Genomic DNA, 22,850 nt, shown 5'->3' with positions numbered 1-22,850 from the left:
AGCGACATCACCGCAAACCGCCGTTGCGGTGATGGGTGGTGCGCTGGTGAAAGCGCGAGGACTTTGATGGCACCCTCCGGCGGTGCCTATCATCGCCACCGCGCCGCCGCCCCGCCGTCGCGCCTTCGCAGGGGACTGGCGCGGGGCTTGATGGCGCTGGTGTCGGTGGGGGCCGTGCTGATGACCGGGGCCGGGTACTACGTGGCCCACGGCGCGCTCGGCGGCATCACGGTCTCCGACGCGCTGTCCCCGGAGGACCCGCGCTCCAGCGGGGACAACATGAACATCTTGCTCATCGGGCTCGACTCGCGCAAAGACCAGGACGGCAACGACCTGCCGTGGTCGATCCTCAAGCACTTGCACGCCGGCGATTCCGACGACGGCGGCTACAACACCAACACGCTGATCCTGGTGCACATCGGCGCCGACAACAAGGTCGTCGCCTTCTCCATTCCCCGCGACGACTGGGTGGCGTTCAGCGGGGTCCCCGGATACAACCACATCAAAATCAAAGAGGCGTACGGACTTACCAAGCAATACGTCGCCAACAAGCTCGCCAATCAGGGCACCTACAGCCAGAAGGAACTCGAGACGAAGGGCCGGGAGGCGGGCCGGGCGGCGACCCTGCGCGCGGTGCGCAGCCTCACCGGCGTTCCGATCGACTATTTCGCCGAGGTCAACTTGGCCGGTTTCTACGACTTGGCCCAATCGCTGGGCGGCGTGGACGTCTGCCTGAATCACGCTGTCTACGACTCGTATTCGGGCGCCGACTTCCCGGCCGGGCGGCAGAGACTGGATGCCTCCCAAGCGCTTTCGTTCGTTCGGCAGCGGCACGGCCTGGAAAACGGGGACCTGGACCGCACCCACCGGCAGCAGGCGTTCATCTCGTCGGTCATGCAGGAGCTGCAGGCCTCGGGCACCTTCACCAACATCGACAAGCTCAAGAGCCTGATGGCGGTGGCGCGCAAGGATGTGGTCCTGTCGTCCGGCTGGGACGAGGAACTGATTCAGCGCCTGGGCACGCTGTTCTCCAGCGGCAACGTCGAATTCCGGACGCTGCCCGTCGTGCGCTACGACAACATCGACGGCCAGGACGTGAACATCATCGACCCGGCGGCGATCAAGGCCGAGGTGGCCGAGGCGATCGGCGCGCCACAGGCGTCGACCACGGCCGCCACCACCGCCGCCAAACCCAACCCGTCAACCGTCGTCGACGTGATTAATGCCGGCAGCATGAGCGGGCTCGCCACCGAGGTGTCCCGCGCCCTGAAGAAGCGCGGCTACACCGCGGGTCAAGTGCGCGACCGCAATTCGGGTGAACCGACCGCCACCACCATCGCGTACGGCGCCGGCGCGGAGACCGACGCGCGTAACGTGGCAACCCTGCTCGGGCTCGATGCGCCCAAGCAGCCCAACGCCGCCGTGCAGCCCGGGCACATCCGCGTGACCGTGGACACCAACTTCTCGATGCCCGTCCAGGACGACACCACGATGGACGACACGACGACCAGCAAGTCGAACACGTACTACTACAACGGCGCCGCCACTACCTACCCGACGCCCGATCAGGGGAAACCGATCGACGGCGGCGGGGTACCGTGCGTCAACTAGGCGTTGAGCCTCGGCAAAGCCGGCGACGCGCCTAAGGCTTCCGTTACTCCCGCAGGGATCTCAACTCATGGACGGAGCGGGTTCGATGCGCAGAATCCGAATATCACCGGCAGTCTCGCCGGTCGTCCAGACAACCATCCAACTCGCCCCTTCGCCGACGTCCACGGTGCGCGCCCAGGTAGTCGGCGTTGTCCGGAACTGGCTGGCCCCGACTCGGTGCAACTCAGGATGCGCATCGAGATCTTCCAGAATCGGGGTAATGGCCGCGCGAACCGCTCGTTCGTAGTGGTGCGTGCTGCCGGCCAGGGACCGCCAGCGGTCCGCTGCAACCGGTGCGAAGGAAAGAGGCAAGGAGGGCGCCTTTCGATGCCGAATGACCCCTCAGCCTAACACCCGATTTCCCCGATACCCCGACACCCATTTTACCCATTGGACCGATAGGGTGTTGGAAACCTATAGTGGAGCTGCAGCGGATGAAAATCGCGGGAATGAACCCGCGTCAAGGGAGCGAACCCATGGAGCTAATCGAAGTTGACAGCCGTCGGCGAATCACACTCCCTAAGGCCGCGCAACATAGCGTCTATCTGGTCACCACCAGCCCGGATGGCACTGTCACCCTCACTCCGGCCGTCGTGCGTACTGCCCTAGAGGACGCGCTCAGGAACCAGCCGGGCTACATCGAAGAACTCGAGCGCGACGCCGCCGATCCGAGTGGCGACATCCGCTTCGCCGACTGGCGAAATCCCAACCCGACATAGCCTGCACAAGCGGAACCGTCCCGGCCCGCTTTTCTCGCCGTGCCACGTGAGGCCCGCAGCGAGTCGACTCAGGCGTGCGTGCCGCCGTCGATGCGGATTTCGGTGCCGGTGATCCAGGCGCCGTCTTCGGACACCAGCATGGCGATGACGCCGGCGATCGCACTGGGCTCGGCCATTCCCGCCCCGCTGGATTCGACAGTGGTGGGCAGGATGGGCATGAGCCTGGGGAACAGTGACCAGTCAGCGTCTTCGGGAATGTATCCCCCGGTGGCATCGGTGATTCCGGACTTGATGCTGCCCGGCGCCACGCACGCCGCGCGCAGTCCCTGTTTGGCGTATTCGAGTGCCAACGAATGCGTGAAGGCCTGGATTCCGCCCTTGCTCGCCGCGTAGGCCGCCATGTATGGATGGGCGAACGACGCCGACGTCGAGCTGAAGTTCACGATCGCGCTGCGCGGATTCGCCAGCAGGGCACCGAGCGCCTCGCGGACCACGAGGAAGGTCCCGGTCAGGTTGATGCCGACGATCCGATTCCACAGTTCGAGGCTGGTCTCGTGCGTGTGCGCGGCGCGCAGGATACCGGCCGCGTTGACCAGCGAATCCAGGCCGCCGAGGATCTGGACGGCCCGGCGGACGCCGTCGATCACCGACTCCTCGTCGGCCACGTCCATCGCCATGGTGGTGAGGCGGTCGGCGGTCGCGGCCTCATCCGCCAGCGCCTTGGTCCGGGCCAGGCCGTCCTCGGCGACGTCGGAGGCCACCACGGCGGCGCCCTCGTCGAGCAACCGCAGCGCGGTCGCCTGGCCGATCCCCGACGCGGCGCCGGTCACCAGGATCCGCGTGCCCTCGAGTCGCTTCATAGAAGGCAGAGTGTATGGCATGGACATCGGATTCATCGGCCTGGGAAACATGGGCCGGGGCATGGCGGCGAACCTGATCGGCGCGGGTCACCGCGTCACCGTCTACAACCGCTCCCCCGACAAGGCGCAGGCCCTCGTGCAGCGCGGCGCGACCGCGGCGCGCACCGTGGCCGAGGCGTGCCGCGCCGAGGTGGTGTTCACCATGCTGGCCGACGACCGGGCCGTGGCGGCCGTCACGCTCGGCCCGGACGGGATCGCGGCCTCGCTGCCCGCGGGGGCCACGCACGTGTCGTCGAGCACCATCAGCGTCGCGCTGTCGGAGCGCCTTGCCGCCGCGCACGCCGAAGCCGGCCAGCGCTACGCCGCCGCGCCGGTGTTCGGTAGGCCCGAAGCGGCCACTGCCGCACAGCTTTTCGTGATCGCGGCGGGCGCTCCGGAGGTGCTGCAGCCGTTGTCTCAACTGTTCGACGCGATCGGCCAGCGCACCTTTGTGGTGTCCGAGCAGCCGCACACCGCCAACCTGGTGAAGCTGAGCGGCAACTTCCTGCTCGCGTCGGCGATCGAAACGATCGCCGAGGCCGTGGCGCTGGTGTCCAAGGCCGGTATCGACAGGCAGCAGTACGTCGACATCCTCACGTCGACGTTGTTCGCCGCGCCGGCCTATCAGACCTACGGCGGGCTGATCGCGCGTCAGGAGTTCGAGCCGGCCGGCTTCGCGGCGAGCCTGGGCCTCAAGGACGTCCGGCTGGTGCTCGCGGCCGGCGAGCAGCTGGAGGTGCCGCTGCCGGTGGCCAGCCTGCTGCGCGACCGCTTCCTCACCCTGGTGGCGACCGGCGGCGGGCACCTGGACTGGTCGGCCCTCGCCACCCTCTCCGCCCGGGACGCCGGAAGCTCAGACCACTCCGCGTAATCCCTCGGCGCCGAACACCGGTTCCAGCATCGCCGAGAAGTCCGGGCCGCGGCGCAGGATGTGGCCGCCGTCGACGTTGATGCACTGCCCGGTGATCCAGCTAGCCGCGTCGGACAGCAAGAACATCGCCAGGTTGGCGACGTCCTCGACCTCGCCCACCCGCGGCAGCGGCGTGCACTGCCGGTAGTCCGCGCTCAGCTCGGGTGACTGCGTGATGGGCACGACCAGATCCGTGCGGATCAGGCCCGGACGGATGCTGTTGACCCGGACCCAGGAGGGGCCGAGTTCGTCGGCGGCGAGCTGCATCATGTGGTCGACGGCCGACTTGGTGACGCCGTAGGCGCCGAACCACCGGTGGGTGTTGCTGGCCGCGATCGAGGAGATCCCGACGAACGATCCGCCGCCGCCGCGCACCAGCTCGCGGGCGGCGTGCTTGAGCACGTACATGGTGCCGTTGACGTTCAGGTCGACCGTGCGACGCCAGGCCTCCGAGTCGATCTGGGTGATCGGCCCGATGGTCTCCGACCCGCCCGCGCAATGCACCACGCCGTGGAGCCGGCCGTGCCAGGCCGTGGCGGCGTCGACCGCGCGGGCCGCTTCGTCCTCGTTGGTGATGTCGGCGGGCTCATACCGAACCGAGCCATTGGCCTTGAGCACCTCGATGTCCTTGACGGCGGCCGCCAGCCGATCGGGGTTGCGGCCGACGATCATGACGGAGGCGCCGGACGCCACCAGCCCGGCGGCGACCCCTTTGCCGATCCCGCTGCCACCACCGGTCACCAGGTACGTCCGGTTGTCGAAAGATAGCTGCACGCCGCGTCCCTTCACGCCGAAACTGAAACGGGTTCTAGCATAGGCGAGCGGTCATCCGCCTTGGCGGGTCTCAGGCTGTGCGACGCGGCGGGCGACCTCGACCAATTTCGAGGCCGCCCGACCGGCCTTCTTGCGATCGTCCGTGGTCACCGGTTGGTGGGAGTATGCGACTTTGGACTTCAGGTTCAGCAGGGTTTGGAGGTGCCTTGCTACGTCACGCTCCGCCTTTTCCAACAAGGCGATCGCCTCATTGTGACTCTCGCCGGCGGAGTACACGCCCAGTCGACAACAACATATGGCGTCTGCAGCAGCGATACCGGCGTCAACGAATAGATCTACCGCCGCGTTCGGCGCGTCGTCTTCGATGAGCACAGCGGCATCGTGGAACTCGGTCGCCTTCTTCAGCCGGCCCACCCGGACGGCTTCGGAGCACTGCCTCGTGCGCCTGGTCATCATGCTCGATCTTTCTTCGGAATCGCTCGGAGTTGCTTAACTAACCACGCTCGTGAACCGGCCACGGTGAGGCCGTGTTCTACGACATCGCGGACCATGGGCTCGGTACCCGAACGACGCAGCTCGTCGATCGTGAACTCGACAACGCGCGCATCGTTGCCTGTCCATTCAGTCACCGCGGTCGTGAGCTCGCCGACACGGCGTGACCAAATGCTCTCTGTCGCATCCCTACCACGTACCAAGAAGATGTCGACGTCGCTGTGCAGCGTCATCCGGCCCGTCGCCGCGGATCCAAAAACCGCCGCGTATGCCGGCGGTTGATCCCAGCCGTCGAGGCGTTGCTCAAGGCGAGAAAAGAATGTGCTTGTCAGCCGCGCTAGTGCTTTGATCGGCTCTGCCGCAAGATGCTCGGAGTTGAGTCGATAGACAAACGCGTTACCCACTCGATCGGCCAGAACCACGCCCTGGAGGACGAGCCTCGCGAGGACCTTGCGTATCCCTTCCTCGGAGAAGCCATCCAGGATTCGATGGATCTGGCCGGTCGTGAATGCGGCATTGTGCGTCGCCAAGATTGTCAACACATCGCCATCGAGGGTCGGGGTCACTGTGGCGAAAGGTCGGTTCAACTGCATCGGAGCCTCCATGCGATCACCCAACGTTAAGCGTATTATAGTTGGTCTAAGCGTACTTTAGTTGATATAACCGTACTATAGTCGGATCAACCGTGGAAGCTGACACGTCAACGCGACACAGAGGCTCACACTGGGCGGGGCTAAGTCCAGGCACGTCGCTACGCCGGCCCACCTACGCCGGCCCCGCCGTTGCCCATGCCACGCCTACCTGCCGTCGAGATGGCCGCCACCATGCATGGGCTGCGTAGCACGTGTGCTACACTCCGGTATGGCCAAACAGATCACTCAGCGGGAGTTGCGCAATAACAGCGGCGAGATAATGCGCCAGCTTGACCAGGGCGAGTCGTTCGTCGTGACCAGGAATGGAATCTTGGTCGGCGAGCTCTCCCCACTGCGCCGGAACCGATTCATCAGCGCCGAGGCGGCCGTCGCCGCGTTCAGGGGCGCTCCGCGGGTGGGGTTCGACCGGTTCCGGGCGGATCTAGATCGGGCCGCCAGCCAGGAGATCACGCCTCGTGGCTGAGGCTCCTCGTCCGCCGCTGGGGCTCATTGACACCTCGGTCGTGATCGATCTGGATCACATCGACGCCGAGCAGCTCCCAATCGAACTCGCTATCAGCGCCCTTACCATGGCTGAGCTTGCCGCCGGCCCTCACGCGACGGCCGAGGCGCACGAGCGAGCACGACGTCAAGATCGCCTACAACGTGCCGAGGCCAGCTTTGATCCTCTGCCGTTCGATGGCGACTCGGCGAGGGCCTACGGACGCATCTACGCCGCGATCGTCGCGGCGGGGCGCAAGGCACGTGGCCCCCGAGCCGTGGATCTGTTGATCGCCGCCACCGCAGTGGCCGCCAACCTTGCGCTCTACACGCGCAACGTCGATGACTTCCGAGGGCTCGATGACCTCCTGACTATCGTCGGCGTCTGATCCCCACGGGTTCAGCCGAGCACAACCATGAAACCAGCCGGAGCCAATCGACCTGTCCGCGGAACTTCGGCTGCAGCCGCCTTGCTGCCCGTCACCGAGCCCACGGCACCGTCAGCGTGACCATAAGGCCAGACCACCTCGGTGTGCACCGAAAGAGACGGCGTCGTCGCCAATTTCAGTGCTCATCGGTCATCGCAGGCGTGAATTGGCAGGTCGCCTTCCAAAGGCTATGGCCGCCAAATCTATTCGACGATTGACCCACGATCACCGCAATGACGCCAACGACCACGGCTTCGCCACGCAAGGTCGTGATGCCGAAACCGCGTCCAGTGCGACGACCTACCGCCGGCCTTGGCGCGGCCTCTTCCGCCGCGCGGTGGTGCTGGTTTAGAAGTAGTTCATTTTTGACTGTGATCGCGCGCACTCGACTTGTACACTCCGGCAGGTGACCGCCGAGCCGTCAAGGGTTGCCAATCTGCGTCTGATCTCAGCGCTGGGCGCGCTGGCCACGGCGGTGGCGGTGGGCTGGCAGAGCGCACCGGCGGGGCCCAGCGGGGGCGGGCCCGTCGAGCTGCGCTCGACGGCGGCGCCGATGGAGACCACAATGAAAAGCCCCATCGTCGCGACGACCGATCCGCGTCCCTTCGATGCGTGCGAGGACATTCCGTTCGACGTCGTGCAGCGGCTCGGGCTGGCGTTCACGCCTCCGGAACACGAGGACGGGCTGCGCTGCCACTTCGACGCGGGCAACTACCAGCTGGCCGTCGAGCCCATCATCTGGCGCACCTACGAACAGTCCCTGGCCCCCGACGCCGTGGAAACCACCATCCAGGGTCACCGGGCCGCGCAGTACTGGGTGATGAAGCCGACCTATCACAACAGCTTCTGGTACTACTCCTGCATGGTCGTGTTCAAGACCAGCTACGGGGTGCTGCAGCAGGCGCTGTACTTCTCGACCGTCTACTCCAACCCGGAGGTGGACTGCATGTCCACCAATCTGCAACGCGCCAACGACCTCGCGCCGTATTACAAGTTCTAATCCCCACAGGGCATAGCGGAGGCTGGCGAGGTAGCCGCACCTGAGGGCACCCAGCTGATCGGTGGCGATCTCCACTGCCTCGACCACGGTCGCAACGTTCTGCAAGATATCGAGACCGCGCTAATCCGATATCTGGCCGAGTATGCCTCCTAGCTGGATCCCGTTCAGACATCCTTCGCGGGATCCAGGAAACGCCGTCACCGAATTGTGCTGTGGTGCACCGCGGCCAACCGCCGAGCGTCGGGTCTGCTACACCCCGACGGGTTCCGCCCGTTCGGCGGAATGATAACGCGGGCAGGAAAATTGGGGTCCCTCGAACTGGCGGCAGCTACCCCAAGGTCACCCACGAACCTGGAAGGCGTCGGCGACGGCCGCGGATGCCGCCCAGCCGGCAAGCAGCACTACTCCTGCGGCGGCAGCTCGTGCCGCCGCGGATGCTTTAACCTTGAACCCCACGACGCACCAGCCTACCGGTGCGAGCAACTCATTTCATATAGACGTTGACGGGCGTGAAACGGAAGGCTCGATGGGATGCTCGTTGCTAGCCACTGTGGCATCAGCGATGTCGTAGCGAGCCCAGCCGGCATTGGCTCCCAGCCCGCCTGTCCCAATTCCGGCCGCCTTCAACCCGGTAATGGGCGTGAGCGGGCCGGGAGCAAGCCATTCCCCCGGGCCCGGGGTTGGCGTTGGCGTCGGCAACGGTTGGCCATCGCTCGCTGGCAGGTTGCCGCTGTCGCCCGAGCTAAGCAGGCCGGGGGGGAGTTGTTCTGTGGGACTGTGGTCCCCGATGGCTTGAGGCACCTGTGATACCGAGCAGCCGGGACAGCGACCCCAGTAAATGACCTCCGCACCGTCGAGTTGGAAGCCGCTGGTGTCCGAAACGGTCAAGCAGGGTGACGCGCCGACGGCACAGTCGACATCGGCGATCGCCCCGCAACTCCGGCAGACCATGTGATGGTGGTTGTCGCCGACGCGAGTTTCGTAGCGCGCGACCGAGCCCGGGGGCTGTACCCGTCGCAACAGACCGACGTCGGTCAGCGCGTGCAGGATGTCGTACACCGCCTGCCGGGACACGTCGGGCAGACAGGCGCGCACGGCTTCGATGATCGTTTCCGTGTCGGCGTGCGGGTTCAGGTGCACCGAATGAAGCACCGCAATCCGCGGGCGCGTCACCCGCAGATCGGCCGAACGAAGACGCCCCGCATATAGCGCCACCGAGGGCACCTGCGCCAGGCGAAGGTCTTTGCTGGAATTGATCAAGCCTCTGGCCCCTCTCATCGAACCGTGAAACCCGCTGGCGTTGTGGCGCGCTTGAGGACGGTCTGGAACGACGATCGCAACTGGCGTAAGTTTGACGCGCGCTGAACAGTAGCCGAGACACTGCCGAAAACGCTGTCACTTGGAGCAATTCACCAAAGCCGTGCAAGGCCATCCGCCGCCAACGACGTACCCGCCGTTACCAAGACACTGATCACGGCCCATACCGTGGCGCCGGTGGCGAACACGCAGAGCACGACGCGAAGTTCAAGTCGAAACTATCCGTCGGCAGCCACGAAGACCCTGACTCCCGTCCACGGAACTCCCCGCCGCACAATCAGTCATGGGCATTACGCAACGCTGGTGAGCCGACGTTCGGATGGTCAACGGCCCCGGGCTTGCGTGACAGCGGGAGGCATGCGCGCACCGATCGGTCCCGAGCGCATCGAGCCGTCAGCACCCGAACGCGGGCCGCGGTTGAGAACTGGCCGGCGACGAAAACTAGGTGAGGCTGCCCTTAATTAGCTTAGGCAAGCCTATTGTTTGGGCCGCGGTCCTCAGGTAGCGTCCGTCGCGGCGTGTTGACAGCCAAGTACTTAAGGAGACGCTGTGCAGCTTTCCCCTCGTCCCGATCCGATCGGCGAGCTCTTGCGGGGCAGCCCCCGTAAATTGCTGCTCGCTGGCGCCGCCATGGTTGGCGCCGGCCTTATCGCCGCGAACCCGGTAGCCCCCAGTCTGGCCGCGACGCACACGCTGGCCGAGGCCCAGCACCGCGCGGTCCAGCTCACCAGCGGTATCGGCGATGTGCTCGGCAACTACGAAGACGTCGCCAGTCAAGCGGTTATCAATCTGCAGACCCTGGGCGGCGGGGCCGAGGTTGCGATTCCCGGGCTTTTGCAACAGACGGGAACGAACTTTTCCGGTTACGGAGGCCTGCTGAGCGCCGCGCTCTCGGGTGCCCAAACCGGTTTGCAGAACGCGGTTTACGGCGGGTGGTACGGCGGCGATGACGGATTTGTCTTCGGGCTGTTCGGGGGGTCCGTCACGCACGCTGGTGTGACGGAGTCGGGCAGCACGCTGCAGCAGATCCTGGCCGCCCTGCAGCAGGGCAACCTCTTCGGCGCCTTCGGCTACTACGACGAGTGGGCGCTGGAGGCGTTGGACCACACGATGAAGCCCTTGCTGAGCCCATTCCTTAGCACCGCCAAGGCCGGGGCGCCGCCGACGCCGACGATCCCCGGCCAAATGCTGCAAACCTTGACGAACGTGACCGAGACGTTTATGACCTACGCGAATCTGAAATTCCTCAGCGACGCCCTACTGTCTCCCGAAATCGGCGTCACCTTCGGGCTTTTGGCGGATCTCGGCAAGATTGGCAGCGACGTGTCCTCGGCGAACGGCGCGGCGGCACTGACCGACCTTCTCAAGGTGCCCGCCGACCTGGCCGGCGACCTTCTCAAGGGCTACGTCTACCCGAGCGCCATTTACAACCCGACTGGCGAGGCCTTTACCGGCCTGCTCAATAACGGCAGCCTGCTTCAGCAACTGCTGGTCACCTGGCCCACGCAACTCGCTCACGCACTAGCTGAGCCGACGACGCCAGGAGCGGCCGCGTCCATAGGATCGGCGGGTGTGGAGCTCACCGCATTACTGGGCGGCAACGGCATTACCGGTCTATTGAGTGGTCTGAGTGGCAATCTGGCTCGGATGATTCCCAGCGCGTTGACGAGGATCGTCAGCGCAGTCGTCCGCGCTTTCTGAGCAGCAGGCTGGCAGTGCACGATGACCAGATCGATATTTCAATACGTAAACAATTGCAGCGCTAGCGGCCCGGTTCCTCGAATCCCGTTGGGCACCTTCCGTGTAGCACGGTGGTGCGCTCAAATCGCGAATTCGTCGACAGCGGACGCGTTCTGACTTAAGCTGCCGAGCGTGAAGCCTCACACCCGCGCATTGGACAACGACGATGACGATGACGTTGATGACGACGACGACATCGACGACCCGGATGAAAACAGGAACCTGAAACGGGCATTGGGCGCTGCGACTCTGGTCGCAGTTCTGGCGATCATCCTGGCAGCGGTGTTGTTCTTCGACAGCAGCAATTCGGAAAACAATTCGTCGTCCGCTCAGTCGGGAGCAAGTACCAACCAGGAAGCTGCTGCGGTCGCCAGCGCGCACGACGTCGGGCCCGCCGCCATCATTACTGATGATCCCAGCTGCGCGGGGTGGACACAGATCAACAATTCGCTGGCCAATGACGGACAGGGCATTTGGAACGATCGAGACCGATCGGTCCCAGCCTCGGCATGGGACGACAAGCTGCGCATGCAATTCATGGCGGCAGCGCAGTCGATGCGAAACGCGGCCGCGGAAACCGTCGGCCTGGTGAAGTTGACACCTCATCGCATCGTCCGCGAACTGTACGAGCAATTTATTGCTTACTCGTTCGCCTATGCCATGCATATCCAGAAATACACACCGGCCGACGACAATTTTGCCGGCACGGCAAACAGCGCGGCCTCGGCGCTTGGGGCGATCTGCACCGCCATCACCGATGGGTCGGCGGCGGCGCGCGGACCGATGGTGCCCCCCGAGGGGGCGCCGTCGCAGGTCCCGCCCGTAGGAAATGCGGCAAACCCGCAGCCCTTTCTGATCAGACCCAATCCTGTCTGTGCGCAATGGAAGTCGGCGCTGGACCAGTTCGGGCAGCAAACCGCCGCGTGGCAGAACATCAACCCGACTATCCCCTCCATCCTCTGGAACGAGGAGCAAAGAGCGACTAATTACGCCGCCGCTCAGGCGATGAACACATTCGCCGCCAGCCTTGACCAGCTGGGCCGCAGTAGCGGCAATCCCGTCTGGCAGGATTTCGCCGGCCTCTCGGCTGAATACCGCCGCGCTTTCGCCCTCGCCGTGCCGACATATTCGCCGCCCGACAATCATCTGGCAAATGCGGCCAATTACCTCTCCACAACGGTCCTGGGAGCCTGTGCTGCCGTGCAAGGCAGGTAATCCCGTTTATCGACAGGACGAAGCGCTCGGCCAGCCAAGGCCACACTTCGCCCCGATTTGCAAGACAACCACGGAGGAATGGTGGCAGTGCCGACCAACGAAGAGCGACGAGCGGCAGCCAAACTCAAACTGCGACAACGCCTGGAGCGCCAGACCCGGATGGACCGCCGCCGCCGAACCCTGACCGCCGTCGGTTCGGCCGTCGCGGCGATGGCCGCCATTGCCGCCGTTGTGGTCAGCATCATTCTCGCCAACCGTGACGACCACCATAAGGCCGCGGAAGCCGCGAGTAGCTCCAGACCCGCTCCCGCCGCGTCGGTCGGAGCGCCCCCTATGCCGTCGTTTGCACCGTCCGTCGATGTGGGTGCGAACTGTGAATACGCACCGTCGCCTGCGCCGGCCAGCAAACCGGTAGACCCGCCACAGGCGGGCAAGGTAGCGACCGATCCCGCACAAATAAAAGTCAGCATCATGACCGACCGGGGTCCCATCGGGCTGACGCTGGCCAACAACGAATCACCATGTACGGTGAACAGCTTCACCAGCCTGGCAAAACAGAAGTTCTTTGACGACACCCACTGCCACCGGCTGACCACATCACCGAAGCTCGGCGTGCTCCAGTGCGGCGACCCTAAAGGCGACGGCACCGGTGGCCCGGGTTATCAATTTGGGAACGAGTATCCCACCGACCAGTTTAAACCGGACGACCCCACGGCACATCAGCCCGTGGTCTACGTGCGAGGCACCGTCGCCATGGCCAACACCGGGCAAAGCACCAACGGCAGTCAGTTCTTCCTGGTTTACAAGGACTCCCAGCTACCGCCGGAATACACCGTGTTCGGCAAGGTTGATGCAGAGGGCCTGGCTACGCTCAACAGCATCGCCAAAGGAGGCGTCGTAGGCGGTGGCGACGACGGGCCCCCGGCTACCAACGTGACGATTAAGTCAGTGCAGGTCGGCTGACTGGCGTGCGATCCGGCGCCGAGACCCTGGTGGTCGTACGGCTCCAAAAATTTTTCGGTTAAGTTTTCGGCCCTCGCAGCGGACCCGGATGCCGGGCGCGACGGGTCGAGAAATGGACAAGGTTGGCCGCGGCCTCAGACTCTTTGAGCGCCTCGGCTATCCGGTGGCACCTGTCTTCCATGGCGCTGATCTGCGCGTGCGACATCTGGCCGAGGAAGATCTTTCGGACTTCCCTGGCGTAGGTCACCATCGCCTGTTCTCCCAGCGCGCGACCTCGGTCAGTGATGGTGGCTATCACGCCGCGCCGGTCAATGGGGCTAACACCACGATGTACCAGTTCATGGCCTTCAAGGCGACGGACTTTCCGGGTCACATGCGTTGGCGGAGACGGAAGTGCGGCAGCTAGGTCACCCATGCGGGCGCTACCGGCGGGTGAGTTGCTCAATATCTGCAGCAAATTCACGTCTCCGAGCGTCAACCCGTGTGCCTCAACCAATCGCCCGTTCAAGACGGCATACACGTGTATGGCTGCCGCGAGGAAATTCTCCCAAGACTTCTGCTCGGCTATATCCAATCCGGGTATATCGCTGGCGGTCCGGCCGCCGATGAGGCCGTTCATGAATCCGGATAGTAAGCGACACATCATGCAATGAGAAGCGAAATCGACCACGCCGCTGGCACGGGCGCGACCGGCCCGGTCGGTCGGCTAACGGATGAATACCGTTGCGGGATAACCGAACTTCGCCCTTATGACTCGTCGTCTTGTTACCGGCAGGTATTGTCACGTTGAAACAATCTAGCCCTGGTAAACATTTGCTGATAGCACGAACCAAGCCGACTGATCAGTCGGCTTGGTTCGCCGAGGCGTTGCCCGGTGCGGTAGATGCGAAGCAGGCTTGGGTCTTTGATTCCGAACAGCACATTCCGACAGGACGTCTTCGATACTGTGCGGTCACGCGGCTGGTTATGCGATCCGCGAGACGTCAGAGGAGATGGAAATGCGGTTAGCGCTTAGGCGCCCGGGCATCCGGGGGATGGCCGTCGCAAGCCTGAGCCTCCTCGAGGTCGCCGTGTTCGCGAAGGGTCTTGAAGCGTCTGGATGTGCGCTGCTCAGCTCCCGGCTGACCAGCATTCCCGAGATACGGACATTGCTGTCACTGCGTTGGATAACGACATGAAAAAAGGTTCCGATCTCAGCTCTTTCATACGCGGAAGCCAACTGGCGGCCACGAGGGCGGCTTGCCTGCCCAGCACCGCCCGAACGGAATCCGTGAGGTGTCGGCAGCAGGCCGCAGTGGGTCGAAATGTTACTGGACCAGAAGACGCCAGATGTGAGATGACCAATCCGGCATAGCAATTGGATGGTATCCACCAAGCAAGGAGCTCGGTGGTCGTGTTGAAGGAGGTGGGGCGTGTCCTTTGTGATCACGCGACCAGAATTGTTGACCGCTGCGGCAGGGAATCTGTCGACGATTGGCGCGTCCATGGTGTCGGCGAGCGCGGCGGTGGAAGGTCCGACAACGCAGGTGGTGGCGCCGGCGGCCGACCAGGTGTCGGCGTTGGTGGCCACACAGTTCGCTGTCCATGGGCTGGCGTATCAAACGGTTGCGACGATGGCCAGTCAGATTCATGACGCATTTGTCGGCGCCATGGCCACCGGTGGTACGTCATACGCGGTGGCCGAGGCGGCGAATACGGCTGCGGCCGGTTAAGAAGGACGGTCGCCGTGTTTTTCGCGTTTTTTCCGCCGGAGGTCAATTCGGCGTTGATGTACGCCGGGCCGGGGTCGGGGCCGTTGGTGGCGGCTGCCGCGGCTTGGGATGGGTTGGCTACCGATTTGTATGCCACGGCGAGCTCCTATCAGTCGGTGATTGCGAATTTGAGCAGTGGGTGGTCGGGTCCGTCTGCGATGGCCATGGCCGGTGCAGCCGCCCCGTATGTGTCGTGGATGGGCGCCACGGCGGCGGCGGCGGCGCAGGCCAGTGCCCAGGCGAGCGCGGCGGTCTCCGCGTACGAGACGGCGTTTGCGATGACGGTGCCCCCGGCGGTGGTCGCGACGAATCGGGCATTGTTGGCGGCGTTGGTGGCCACCAATATCTTCGGTCAAAATAGTCCGGCAATCGCGGCGACTGAAGCCCAGTACATGGAAATGTGGGCCCAGGACGTGGCTGCGATGAATGAGTATGCGGCCTCGGCGAGCGGCGCGGTGCAGGTGCCGGCGCTAAGTGTCCCGCCGTCGATGACGAACGCGGCGGCTGCGACACCGGCGCTGGGTCTCACCGATGGGGCCAGTGTGTTGGCGGCGTTGACGACTCTGGGCACCCAGACGCAGGTGGCGCTGAGTTCGCTGTCGGCGGCGCCCCCGGTGGCCTGGATGTTGAACACCACCGGTCTGAGTACGTTGTTGAATGGCGGCGGATTCAGCCAATCGTCGCTATATTCCCTGGAGGCTGCGTACTACATGGTGAGCATGGGTCAGCAGCCCATTTCGTTGCTCACAAACATGGGCAACGCGACCGCCAACTCCACGGGGGCGACGGGCCTGACGGGTAGCGAGGAGCTCCTCACCAGCATTGGTCAGCTCGTGGACGGCAAGATGCAATTGGTGGTCGGCGGGGTGACCAATCAACTCAAGTCGTGGGGAACGACCATCTCCGGGGAGTTGGCGCATGCGGCGAAAATCGGTGGGCTGTCGATTCCGCCGGGTTGGTCGACGGCCGCTCAGGGGATGACCCGCGCCGCCCCGGTGCTGCCTCCGACCAGCGTGGCCACACCACCGATGGCACAAGCATCGGCCATGCCATCCAGCCCCTTCGCCCAGGCGCTGATGGGAGCCCTGAGCGGCCGCGGTATGGGCAGCATCGCCGGCAAAGTGCCGGGCGCAAAAGTCATCCCCCATTCGCCAGCCGGCGGCTGATCAAATACATTGTTGACCATTTTCCTTCGCTTGCGCCCAGCTTCCAAGGTGAAGGCATCGACGCTCACGGATAAAGGTTTAACCGGCAGTCTCAATTGGGCCTGGTGCGGAGCCCGAAGAGCCGCCGTCTCGCTCACTTTAATTATTTGCTGTTTTCCACTGCCCATCAAACCGACTGGAGGAGAGATGACGGAGCGGTTCACACCTTGCAGGAGTCGTTACCCGCTTCCGGACTGCGTGACCATTCGGTCAATCGATTATTGCGCGCGCCTCGACGTTCATCCGAACAAAAGAGCTAATAGTTCAGATGCCAGCCGCGCTGCAGTAAGCTATCGAAGGCGTTCTAGGGCTACGCACGGGATGCCTGTTAAAGGAAATACTTCGACATGTTGATTTCGCATGTCGCTGAACTGAGCTCTATCCTCACACTGGCCCGCCAGGAGATGGTCGCGGCGGGTGACAGTTCCCTCCGGATCAGCTACCCGCCGAAGAAGATCAACTTGCCGTGAGCAACAGCGAGTCTCTGACGCACCACTACCTTGAGGTGTGCTGAGCGGTGGACCGAGCCGTCGTCATGACGAATTCTCGGAGCCGACAATTTGCGATAGTTTGAAGCTCGCTCCGCCTGTACGCTGGATGTGGTCTCGACTCGCTACTAACGGCCGAGATGCCGTCGCCGACAACAAGTCAGCTAGGCGGATCGCTGTGACATTACCTTTAGGGTTTCCTCGATGGCACCGAGGATGTTAACGACCTCCAAGTGCGACGCGATGAGCAAACCGAGCATCTGCCGGTGGGCATTGATCTGCTCGTCGAGGGAAGTGGAACTTTGGTCGACCTGGCTCTGAACAATCAGGAAGTCCTTGAGGGCCTGACTGCTGCCCATCCCCTCGGGAACTCTCATACTCCGCAGCCCGGCGATGGCATTGGGGTCCGTCACGATGCTTCTCCTGCCGCTTAGGTGTGATGCCACGAGCATAATCGACGGCCTATGCGCCCGGGATGCGACCGGCGGATTGTTCACCGATGTACATAGTCGTTCGATGACCGCACAGATTGGTTGCACTTTGCAACAGTTGGCTCAATTTGGCAGTTTCCCGTTACTCGTTCAGTCTCGACAGGCCAGCGAAATCGCGCAGGCTCTGCGGATGTCATCAGCCGACCCCCGCCCACCATGTTGAAGGATTCATGTGACGGTCAGCGGAATTTGCTAGCCGCCGCCAGGCGACTGCCAGTTGTTATCACATGCAGTCGCGGTCACGTGCGATCAGTTACCATATGGAATAAGTCCAGGGCGATATCTCTGGTAACGCCCACACAAAGTGAACCTGAGCCAGGAGACGCCGCATGGCATCAATGCATTTCATCTCGGGTCTGCCGCGGTCAGGCTCGACTTTGTTGGCGGCTTTGTTGCGGCAGAACCCGCGCTTTGAGGCCGGCATGTCAGGTCCGTTGGCTGGGCTGTTTGGCGCGCTGCTGGGTCAGATGAGTGCGCGCAATGAGTTTTCGGTGTTTATCGATGACGCTACGCGTGAGCGCATCCTGCATGGGCTGTTCGACAACTTCTATGCCGAAAGGCCCGCCGAGGTGATCTTCGATACCAACCGTGCGTGGTGCGCGTGGATGCCGGCCATAGCGCGGCTATTTCCCGAATCGAAGGTCATTGCCTGTGTGCGCGAGTTGCCGTGGGTGATCGACAGCATCGAGCGGTTGGTGCAACGCAACGTGTTCAGCCCGTCGTCGATTTTCAACTTCGAACCCGGCGGCACCGTCTATACCCGCGCTATGGGTGTTGTGGGGCCCGATGGGATGGTCGGTGGCCCTTACGACGCGCTGAAGCAGGCGTGTTACGGAGCGCAAACGGATCGGCTGCTCCTTGTCCAGTATGAAACCTTGAGCACCGACCCGGCCAAGGTTATGCACGCGATCTATGCGTTTATCGGTGAGCCACTGTATGAACACGATTTCGGACATGTCGATTACGACGTCACCGAGTTCGACGAGCGTGCCGGTACGCCGGGGCTGCACACCGTGCGCGGCACGGTCAAAGCCGAGCCGCGCACCACGTTGCTGCCGCCCGACCTCTTCAACCGCTTTGTCAACGACGCGTTCTGGCGCAATCCGCGGGATATGCCCGAGGGCCTGCAGGTCGTGTGAGCGCTCGGAACATTTAGATGTTCCGAGCATTCGCATCGCGGACCCGGCGACACGCTCTCGATCGAGCGCCCCACGCTGCGCAGTTCCTATTCCGTGATTTACCTGACTGGCTCGACGGTCGTGCCGAAATGCCTGGATAACATCGCTTTTGGCCGAAGTACAGCTGACCAGAGCCATTCGGGAAGTCGCTCCGGACGGCCTGCCGGCCGTTCCATCCGTGTTGGCCGGGTCGAACCGGTTCGAAATCGCCTCGCTCATTTGCGCCACCGCAGCGCCCTACCTTGATCCCGGACTCCGCTCGCTGGACGCGATACACCTGGCCGCTTGCCCAAACTGCCGAATCCACTGCGCCATTGACCGCACTGATGACTTACCACAGTCGCCTCCGCGAGGGCACGGACGCACTGGGGTTGACTGTGGTCGCGCCCGGCAAAACGCCATGACCGTCATCGGGGACGTGCTAGGACGAGGTAGGGCGCACAGCCCACGCCGCAATTGGCGTAACAAACCAAGCCGGCACGCCTATCGGCGGCCAGACGATTTTCCGTGGACGCCATTCTCGAATAGGTCGCCCCAGTAGTTGGCTGGCCGGCCGAAGTGAGCCAAGAAGCGCAGGTTATCGTCGCGAATCTGGGCAATCGTTTCGCGGCGCAAATTCTCGCTCCAAACCAGATCCAACGGTATGCCGCCGCGCCCCAGCCGCGCCATGCGCATGGCCGCGTCCTCGCGGCTGTTTACCCGTTCCCTATCCAAATTCGGCTCGAATTGATCATCGATCTCCAGAAACCGGCAGACTTTCTGAAAGATGGTTTTCCGGTCGGCAATATACTCCTCAAACCACACGATTTTGATCCGTTCCTCACCGAAGGCCCGCCGGTAGGCATCGAAGACCTCCCAGTAGCGGCTCGAGTCGATGATCATCGGCTGTCGGCGGATAATGTCGTTGATCGACGTAAAGGGCATTTCGTCGCCGGTGCACATGTGCTCGACGTACGCGGATTCCATGCGTTCTATAGGGTGCCGCACCATATAAATGATCTTTGCATCGGGCACGTGCCGCTTGATGCGCTCGATCACCTGCGGGTGATAACGGATGCGGGAATAGGATGTCGAAGCATCGCCAACCGCTTTCTCGTCGGAGACGTGACTAAACAGCGTCAGATACAGGCGCCAGCCTTCGGCATAACGATAATCGTAGGAGAAGAAATGAGGCTCCTTGAACCGCACGATAGCGGCCTGCGGGTGCGTCTCAAGCAGAGAACTGAGGGATGTAGTCGCCGCTTTCGCCGCGCCGACGATGAAAAAATTGGGGCCGATCTGCCTCACTTCATCGATCCTCCAAGTTGATCGGAAATTGAACTTGACGTGGTCCGGCCCTGCAGTGGCAACCTTCGCCCAAAATTATTCGCGGCGGCGGCGTTGGCGACCATGTCGATGTCACACTCGGGCGACCACTCGTCGCCTTGCGGAGTGCATGATTGGACCTCGCAGCACAGGGGTGAATTGTTGAACGGAACCGTTGGTGCCGGCAGGGACGGGACGCAGGATATATTTGGCCATCACCAGATCATGCACCACCGCATCGGCGTCGGACGAGGACTCTGGTCGCCCGACATCACGGCCCATCTCGGGCTTGCCGCAGGTCGGGTTCGACACTGTTCGCTGCGTTGGCCGTGGCAGAACCCGCGGTTTGAGTCGGGTACGCGGAGTGCCCCGCCGAGGTGATCTTCGATACGAGCCGGGCTTGGCGGGAGTGGACGCCGGCCGCCCCTAAACTCCTCCGGCGAGCAACCGCGCCGGCAGAGGCCGCCGCGGCGTCAGGGTGCGAACGCATGGACCTCGGCAAGGATGACACGCGGAGCCGCGACCGGCTCGACAACGTTTCGTTATTGCCGGGAAGAACCCTCTTGGGACATCCCGATCTGGCCGTTCAACCCGAGCTGGAGGTCGCATCGCCAATCCGTCACCTGCAGGATCCCGCGGCCCCGCTGATGACCCGTAAATGGCCGCCCTGACAGTGCAGCCGGCAATATCCTCCGATCGGGCGCGAAAGTGGCGATCGACCAGATAATGCGCGCCAATGGCGAGATCTTCACCTATCCCAGCCACAGAAGCCGTGGGTCAGCCCAGGTGTGGACCAGAAAACCCCGGTGCCATTCCTCAGCGAGGTTCAGCATTGCCGGTCGGGTGTCTGCTTTTGAAACCTGATGGGCATCCGCTCTAATGGGCGGCGACGATCCAACCCAGAGCCGCCCTAGCAATATGATCAAATAGACGACTACCGTCCCGACCTGCGGTAAAACACGTTTCACAAGTTAATCTGCAACCACAGCACCATGCGTTCACGGCTCCGAGGCGCAATTGTAGGGTAGTTGCGCATTGAAGCATAGACGATGGCCAATGAGTTTGCCATAAGATGCACGCATATCTACTTAACAGCCCAATCTCTATCTAATATGTTTGCCTAGCGCATGAGGGGTGGGGCGGGTTGCAGTTTGTTCCCGAAATCGCCTGCTCTTAGTCTGCTCTCAGCTAGTCTACGAACAGCCAGACCACAGACAGCAAAGGAACAGTGCGCATGCTTCAGCTAGCAAACTTCCGGCCATACGTCACCGCGGGTGCCGCGGTAGTAGGTGCCAGCCTGATCGCCGTGACCCCGACCGTTGCCAACGACGTCGAGTCCGCTTTCCAACAGCGCGCTGCCACCATCGAGCACCGCGCTGTGGAGCTCATCGCCAGTGACTACATCGCCAACCCGCTGCAGACGTGGATCGACATACCCATCACGGCAATACAAAACCTGCAGCCGAATATCGACCTCTGGGGGCAGGCGCCCTTCGTCATCGGGCAACAGGTCGCCGCTAACTGGGTACAGTTCGCGAGCCAATACGTTGGCGCCTTCCAGCAGGCCGCGCAGGGCGCAGTCAACTTCTACACCGGTTCTGCGGCCAAGGATTTTGTGCCCCTTATGAACACCGCGTGGGGCGAGATCATGGCGGGCAACATCAGTCAGGCCTTCAGTGGACCGCTGTATCAGGCGCTGTTTGGCGGGACGTTGATCCCCATCCTTAGTCCGCTCGAAGGTATTCCGGGTATCGCTGCAACGGCCGTGACGGATCTCGGGAAGGGACTCACTTACGCGACAAGCACCGGTCTGATACAAGTCGGGCTTGCCTACATCGAGGTGCTGCCTTTCGCGTTTTTCAACTCGCTTGGAAACGGTCTGCAAGCTACCTACAATTCATTGAGCGCCGGCGATCTCTTGGGGGCGGTGTTGAACGCGATCAACATCCCCGGCGAGGTCGTGTATGGACAGGTAGACCCCCTTACTAGCCAGAGCCTCTACCTCACGCTCAGCACGATACTGCCGAACATCGCGAAGGCGATGGCCGCTCCCCACGCGCAGAACATCGCCGCGGGCGGTAACCTCCCGTTCGCTATCGAGAGTTTCCTCAACCAGCTGGTCACCGGTTGGCCGTCGTGGTCAACGATCGTCAGTAACCTGCAGACCCTGTGGGGTATTTATGGTCCCGCCGGTGCCGCGAGCGCGGCCGCCGTTAGCGGTGCTGCCGGCCTCGCGTCGCCGGCAGCCTTCAGCACCGCGGCCAACCTCGCTGCCATCGCGCCGTCGGTCGGCTCGGTGTCAGCCGATGTCGCGAGGGCCATCAGCGCGGCCGGCGTCGGCGGCCTGGCAGGCCTACCGGCCGACATCGCCGGCCTGATGGGCGGTGTGGGCGCCAACCTGGCATCGACGATCCCCGGAATGATCCTGAGTCTGCTCCGCCTCTGAGCCGCGCCCGAGGAAATCACGCAATGCGCCCGACTGGGTTAACCCAGTCGGGCGCATTGCGCTGCGGGTGCATGTTGCGGTGGCGCTGGTTCGGCTGCGCCAGCGGTCGGGCCGGTGGCCGCAACGCGACAATAAGCCATGAATGGCGATCGGGAATTGGGTCTCCTGCGAACCCCACCTCCGCTCGCCACCGCTGCCGGCATGCGACGATGGCCAGATGGCGGTCAGCGACATCGACCTCGATTCGAACCTCCTCACGCACACCGCGCGGCGCCCCGCCCTGACACTGCCCGCCGTAACCCGCAATGACATCGGTTTCGGCCAGACCCGTCACCCCCTACCACTACTTCGGCAACGTGTCCCGCTTTACGAGGGTCACTCGAATTCCCTGGAAATCCGCACCGGCAGTTCACGAGCAGCTGGTAACCCACCGCTTGCCCCAGACAGTTCGGCGAGGACACCAACAGAGCTTGCTTTGCTGGTCGATGGTGACGCGGCGCGTCCGCGATGACCAGGAATTGGCTACTCGATCGTTTATCCGCTGCGCGTCAGGGGCATAGTAGTACCGGCCCCGATTATGGCGCTTCCGGCGTAGCTCGTGGAAAGACGACCCTCGATGCCGCCAGGCCCAGCTCCTCGGCGATACCGACTCCCCGCGCTAGCTGCGACAGCCTGATTTGGCCCCAGGGCGGTTCGGAATAGGCTCCATCAGTGTGGTCGCGGGTATTGGGGTGTCGGTCTGATGT

The 22,850-nt window shown here is 63.2% G+C and carries 24 protein-coding genes and 2 pseudogenes; 17 read left to right on the top strand and 9 right to left on the bottom strand.

Annotated elements, in window-relative coordinates; all coding sequences use genetic code 11:
* Positions 1 to 66: 66 nt before the first annotated feature.
* Complete coding sequence (locus MTAB308_RS19405; protein WP_077101339.1) at positions 67 to 1,611, top strand: LCP family protein; 1,545 nt, start codon at positions 67 to 69, stop codon at positions 1,609 to 1,611.
* A gap of 60 nt (positions 1,612 to 1,671) precedes the next feature.
* On the opposite strand, the gene MTAB308_RS28990 is transcribed toward MTAB308_RS19405, so the two are convergent.
* Complete coding sequence (locus MTAB308_RS28990) at positions 1,672 to 1,962, bottom strand: hypothetical protein (RefSeq protein WP_142308748.1); 291 nt, start codon at positions 1,960 to 1,962, stop codon at positions 1,672 to 1,674.
* A 122-nt stretch (positions 1,963 to 2,084) separates the two neighbouring features.
* Here MTAB308_RS28990 and MTAB308_RS19400 point away from each other — a divergent pair, with 122 nt between their 5' ends.
* Positions 2,085 to 2,369 carry a hypothetical protein gene (locus tag MTAB308_RS19400; RefSeq protein WP_142308749.1) on the top strand — a complete coding sequence of 95 codons (285 nt, stop codon included), beginning with the start codon at positions 2,085 to 2,087 and terminating at the stop codon, positions 2,367 to 2,369.
* A gap of 68 nt (positions 2,370 to 2,437) precedes the next feature.
* Here MTAB308_RS19400 and MTAB308_RS19395 read toward each other — a convergent pair whose 3' ends face one another.
* Positions 2,438 to 3,229: an SDR family NAD(P)-dependent oxidoreductase gene (locus MTAB308_RS19395; RefSeq protein WP_077101337.1), complete on the bottom strand. Its 792-nt coding sequence runs from the start codon at positions 3,227 to 3,229 to the stop codon at positions 2,438 to 2,440.
* Between the two features lie 19 nt (positions 3,230 to 3,248).
* Between MTAB308_RS19395 and MTAB308_RS19390 the strand changes: the two genes are divergently transcribed.
* Positions 3,249 to 4,139 (top strand): NAD(P)-dependent oxidoreductase, encoded by an 891-nt coding sequence (locus MTAB308_RS19390; protein WP_077101334.1) that lies wholly within the window; start codon positions 3,249 to 3,251, stop codon positions 4,137 to 4,139.
* Here the strand turns inward: MTAB308_RS19390 and MTAB308_RS19385 are convergent.
* Genes MTAB308_RS19385 through MTAB308_RS19375 form a run of 3 tightly spaced genes read right to left on the bottom strand, consistent with a single transcriptional unit; the run spans position 4,122 to position 6,037 of the window.
* Positions 4,122 to 4,952 carry an SDR family oxidoreductase gene (locus tag MTAB308_RS19385; RefSeq protein ID WP_077104546.1) on the bottom strand — a complete coding sequence of 277 codons (831 nt, stop codon included), beginning with the start codon at positions 4,950 to 4,952 and terminating at the stop codon, positions 4,122 to 4,124. The two genes, MTAB308_RS19390 and MTAB308_RS19385, sit on opposite strands and share 18 nt — an antisense overlap.
* A 51-nt stretch (positions 4,953 to 5,003) precedes the next feature.
* Positions 5,004 to 5,366 (bottom strand): hypothetical protein, encoded by a 363-nt coding sequence (locus MTAB308_RS19380; RefSeq protein ID WP_245831447.1) that lies wholly within the window; start codon positions 5,364 to 5,366, stop codon positions 5,004 to 5,006.
* A 38-nt stretch (positions 5,367 to 5,404) separates the two neighbouring features.
* Complete coding sequence (locus MTAB308_RS19375) at positions 5,405 to 6,037, bottom strand: nucleotidyltransferase domain-containing protein (protein WP_066916238.1); 633 nt, start codon at positions 6,035 to 6,037, stop codon at positions 5,405 to 5,407.
* Between the two features lie 268 nt (positions 6,038 to 6,305).
* On the opposite strand from MTAB308_RS19375, the gene MTAB308_RS19370 reads away from it, so the two are divergent.
* From MTAB308_RS19370 to MTAB308_RS19360, 4 genes are all read left to right on the top strand, one after another.
* Positions 6,306 to 6,560, top strand: coding sequence for a type II toxin-antitoxin system Phd/YefM family antitoxin (locus MTAB308_RS19370; protein WP_066916240.1), 255 nt, complete (start codon positions 6,306 to 6,308; stop codon positions 6,558 to 6,560).
* Positions 6,553 to 6,966: a type II toxin-antitoxin system VapC family toxin gene (locus MTAB308_RS19365; protein WP_077101332.1), complete on the top strand. Its 414-nt coding sequence runs from the start codon at positions 6,553 to 6,555 to the stop codon at positions 6,964 to 6,966. Before MTAB308_RS19370 ends, MTAB308_RS19365 begins: the two co-directional genes overlap by 8 nt.
* Before the next feature lie 253 nt (positions 6,967 to 7,219).
* Positions 7,220 to 7,357 carry a hypothetical protein gene (locus MTAB308_RS28985; protein ID WP_157900978.1) on the top strand — a complete coding sequence of 46 codons (138 nt, stop codon included), beginning with the start codon at positions 7,220 to 7,222 and terminating at the stop codon, positions 7,355 to 7,357.
* Positions 7,358 to 7,411: 54 nt separating this feature from the next.
* Complete coding sequence (locus tag MTAB308_RS19360) at positions 7,412 to 8,005, top strand: DUF3558 domain-containing protein (RefSeq protein WP_077101330.1); 594 nt, start codon at positions 7,412 to 7,414, stop codon at positions 8,003 to 8,005.
* Positions 8,006 to 8,779: 774 nt separating this feature from the next.
* On the opposite strand, the pseudogene MTAB308_RS29895 reads toward MTAB308_RS19360, so the two are convergent.
* Positions 8,780 to 9,229 (bottom strand): annotated as a pseudogene (locus MTAB308_RS29895) (Fur family transcriptional regulator); the annotation flags it as partial.
* A 642-nt stretch (positions 9,230 to 9,871) separates the two neighbouring features.
* Between MTAB308_RS29895 and MTAB308_RS19350 the strand changes: the two are divergent.
* The 3 genes from MTAB308_RS19350 (at position 9,872) to MTAB308_RS19340 (ending at position 13,240) form a co-directional block, all read left to right on the top strand.
* Positions 9,872 to 11,023: a hypothetical protein gene (locus MTAB308_RS19350; protein ID WP_077101328.1), complete on the top strand. Its 1,152-nt coding sequence runs from the start codon at positions 9,872 to 9,874 to the stop codon at positions 11,021 to 11,023.
* A gap of 171 nt (positions 11,024 to 11,194) precedes the next feature.
* Complete coding sequence (locus tag MTAB308_RS19345) at positions 11,195 to 12,277, top strand: hypothetical protein (RefSeq protein WP_235852804.1); 1,083 nt, start codon at positions 11,195 to 11,197, stop codon at positions 12,275 to 12,277.
* Positions 12,278 to 12,364: 87 nt separating this feature from the next.
* Positions 12,365 to 13,240, top strand: coding sequence for a peptidylprolyl isomerase (locus tag MTAB308_RS19340; protein WP_077104542.1), 876 nt, complete (start codon positions 12,365 to 12,367; stop codon positions 13,238 to 13,240).
* Between the two features lie 58 nt (positions 13,241 to 13,298).
* Here the strand turns inward: MTAB308_RS19340 and MTAB308_RS19335 are convergent, their stop codons facing one another.
* Positions 13,299 to 13,859: a MarR family winged helix-turn-helix transcriptional regulator gene (locus MTAB308_RS19335; RefSeq protein ID WP_083746703.1), complete on the bottom strand. Its 561-nt coding sequence runs from the start codon at positions 13,857 to 13,859 to the stop codon at positions 13,299 to 13,301.
* Between the two features lie 793 nt (positions 13,860 to 14,652).
* On the opposite strand from MTAB308_RS19335, the gene MTAB308_RS19330 reads away from it, so the two are divergent.
* On the top strand, positions 14,653 to 14,952 hold the full coding sequence (locus MTAB308_RS19330) for a PE family protein (protein ID WP_066916244.1): 300 nt from the start codon (positions 14,653 to 14,655) through the stop codon (positions 14,950 to 14,952).
* Positions 14,953 to 15,008: 56 nt separating this feature from the next.
* The gene (locus tag MTAB308_RS19325; RefSeq protein WP_245831530.1) at positions 15,009 to 16,157 is read left to right on the top strand and encodes a PPE family protein; all 1,149 of its coding nucleotides are present in this window, start codon (positions 15,009 to 15,011) and stop codon (positions 16,155 to 16,157) included.
* 691 nt (positions 16,158 to 16,848) lie between these two features.
* On the opposite strand, the gene MTAB308_RS19320 is transcribed toward MTAB308_RS19325, so the two are convergent.
* On the bottom strand, positions 16,849 to 17,097 hold the full coding sequence (locus MTAB308_RS19320; protein WP_157900976.1) for a hypothetical protein: 249 nt from the start codon (positions 17,095 to 17,097) through the stop codon (positions 16,849 to 16,851).
* 407 nt (positions 17,098 to 17,504) lie between these two features.
* Here MTAB308_RS19320 and MTAB308_RS19315 point away from each other — a divergent pair, with 407 nt between their 5' ends.
* Positions 17,505 to 18,314 (top strand): sulfotransferase family protein, encoded by an 810-nt coding sequence (locus MTAB308_RS19315; RefSeq protein ID WP_077101320.1) that lies wholly within the window; start codon positions 17,505 to 17,507, stop codon positions 18,312 to 18,314.
* Positions 18,315 to 18,412: 98 nt separating this feature from the next.
* Positions 18,413 to 18,757, top strand: a pseudogene (locus tag MTAB308_RS30470) (PIN domain-containing protein); the annotation flags it as partial.
* Between the two features lie 79 nt (positions 18,758 to 18,836).
* On the opposite strand, the gene MTAB308_RS19310 reads toward MTAB308_RS30470, so the two are convergent.
* A complete protein-coding gene (locus MTAB308_RS19310; protein WP_077101318.1) occupies positions 18,837 to 19,640 on the bottom strand; it encodes a sulfotransferase family protein in 804 nt (267 codons plus the stop codon).
* A 506-nt stretch (positions 19,641 to 20,146) separates the two neighbouring features.
* On the opposite strand from MTAB308_RS19310, the gene MTAB308_RS28980 reads away from it, so the two are divergent.
* From MTAB308_RS28980 to MTAB308_RS28975, 3 genes are all read left to right on the top strand, one after another.
* Positions 20,147 to 20,329 carry a hypothetical protein gene (locus MTAB308_RS28980; protein WP_157900975.1) on the top strand — a complete coding sequence of 61 codons (183 nt, stop codon included), beginning with the start codon at positions 20,147 to 20,149 and terminating at the stop codon, positions 20,327 to 20,329.
* A gap of 563 nt (positions 20,330 to 20,892) precedes the next feature.
* A complete protein-coding gene (locus tag MTAB308_RS19305) occupies positions 20,893 to 22,104 on the top strand; it encodes a hypothetical protein (protein WP_077101316.1) in 1,212 nt (403 codons plus the stop codon).
* 217 nt (positions 22,105 to 22,321) lie between these two features.
* Entirely contained in the window at positions 22,322 to 22,615 is a 294-nt protein-coding gene (locus tag MTAB308_RS28975) for a hypothetical protein (protein ID WP_157900974.1), read from the top strand.
* Positions 22,616 to 22,850 lie beyond the last annotated feature (235 nt).

Source organism: Mycobacterium terramassiliense, assembly GCF_900157385.1.
Classification (GTDB): domain Bacteria; phylum Actinomycetota; class Actinomycetes; order Mycobacteriales; family Mycobacteriaceae; genus Mycobacterium; species Mycobacterium terramassiliense.
The sequence above is the reverse complement of the archived record's forward strand: the minus strand, read 5'-3'. Positions and strand labels throughout refer to the sequence as shown.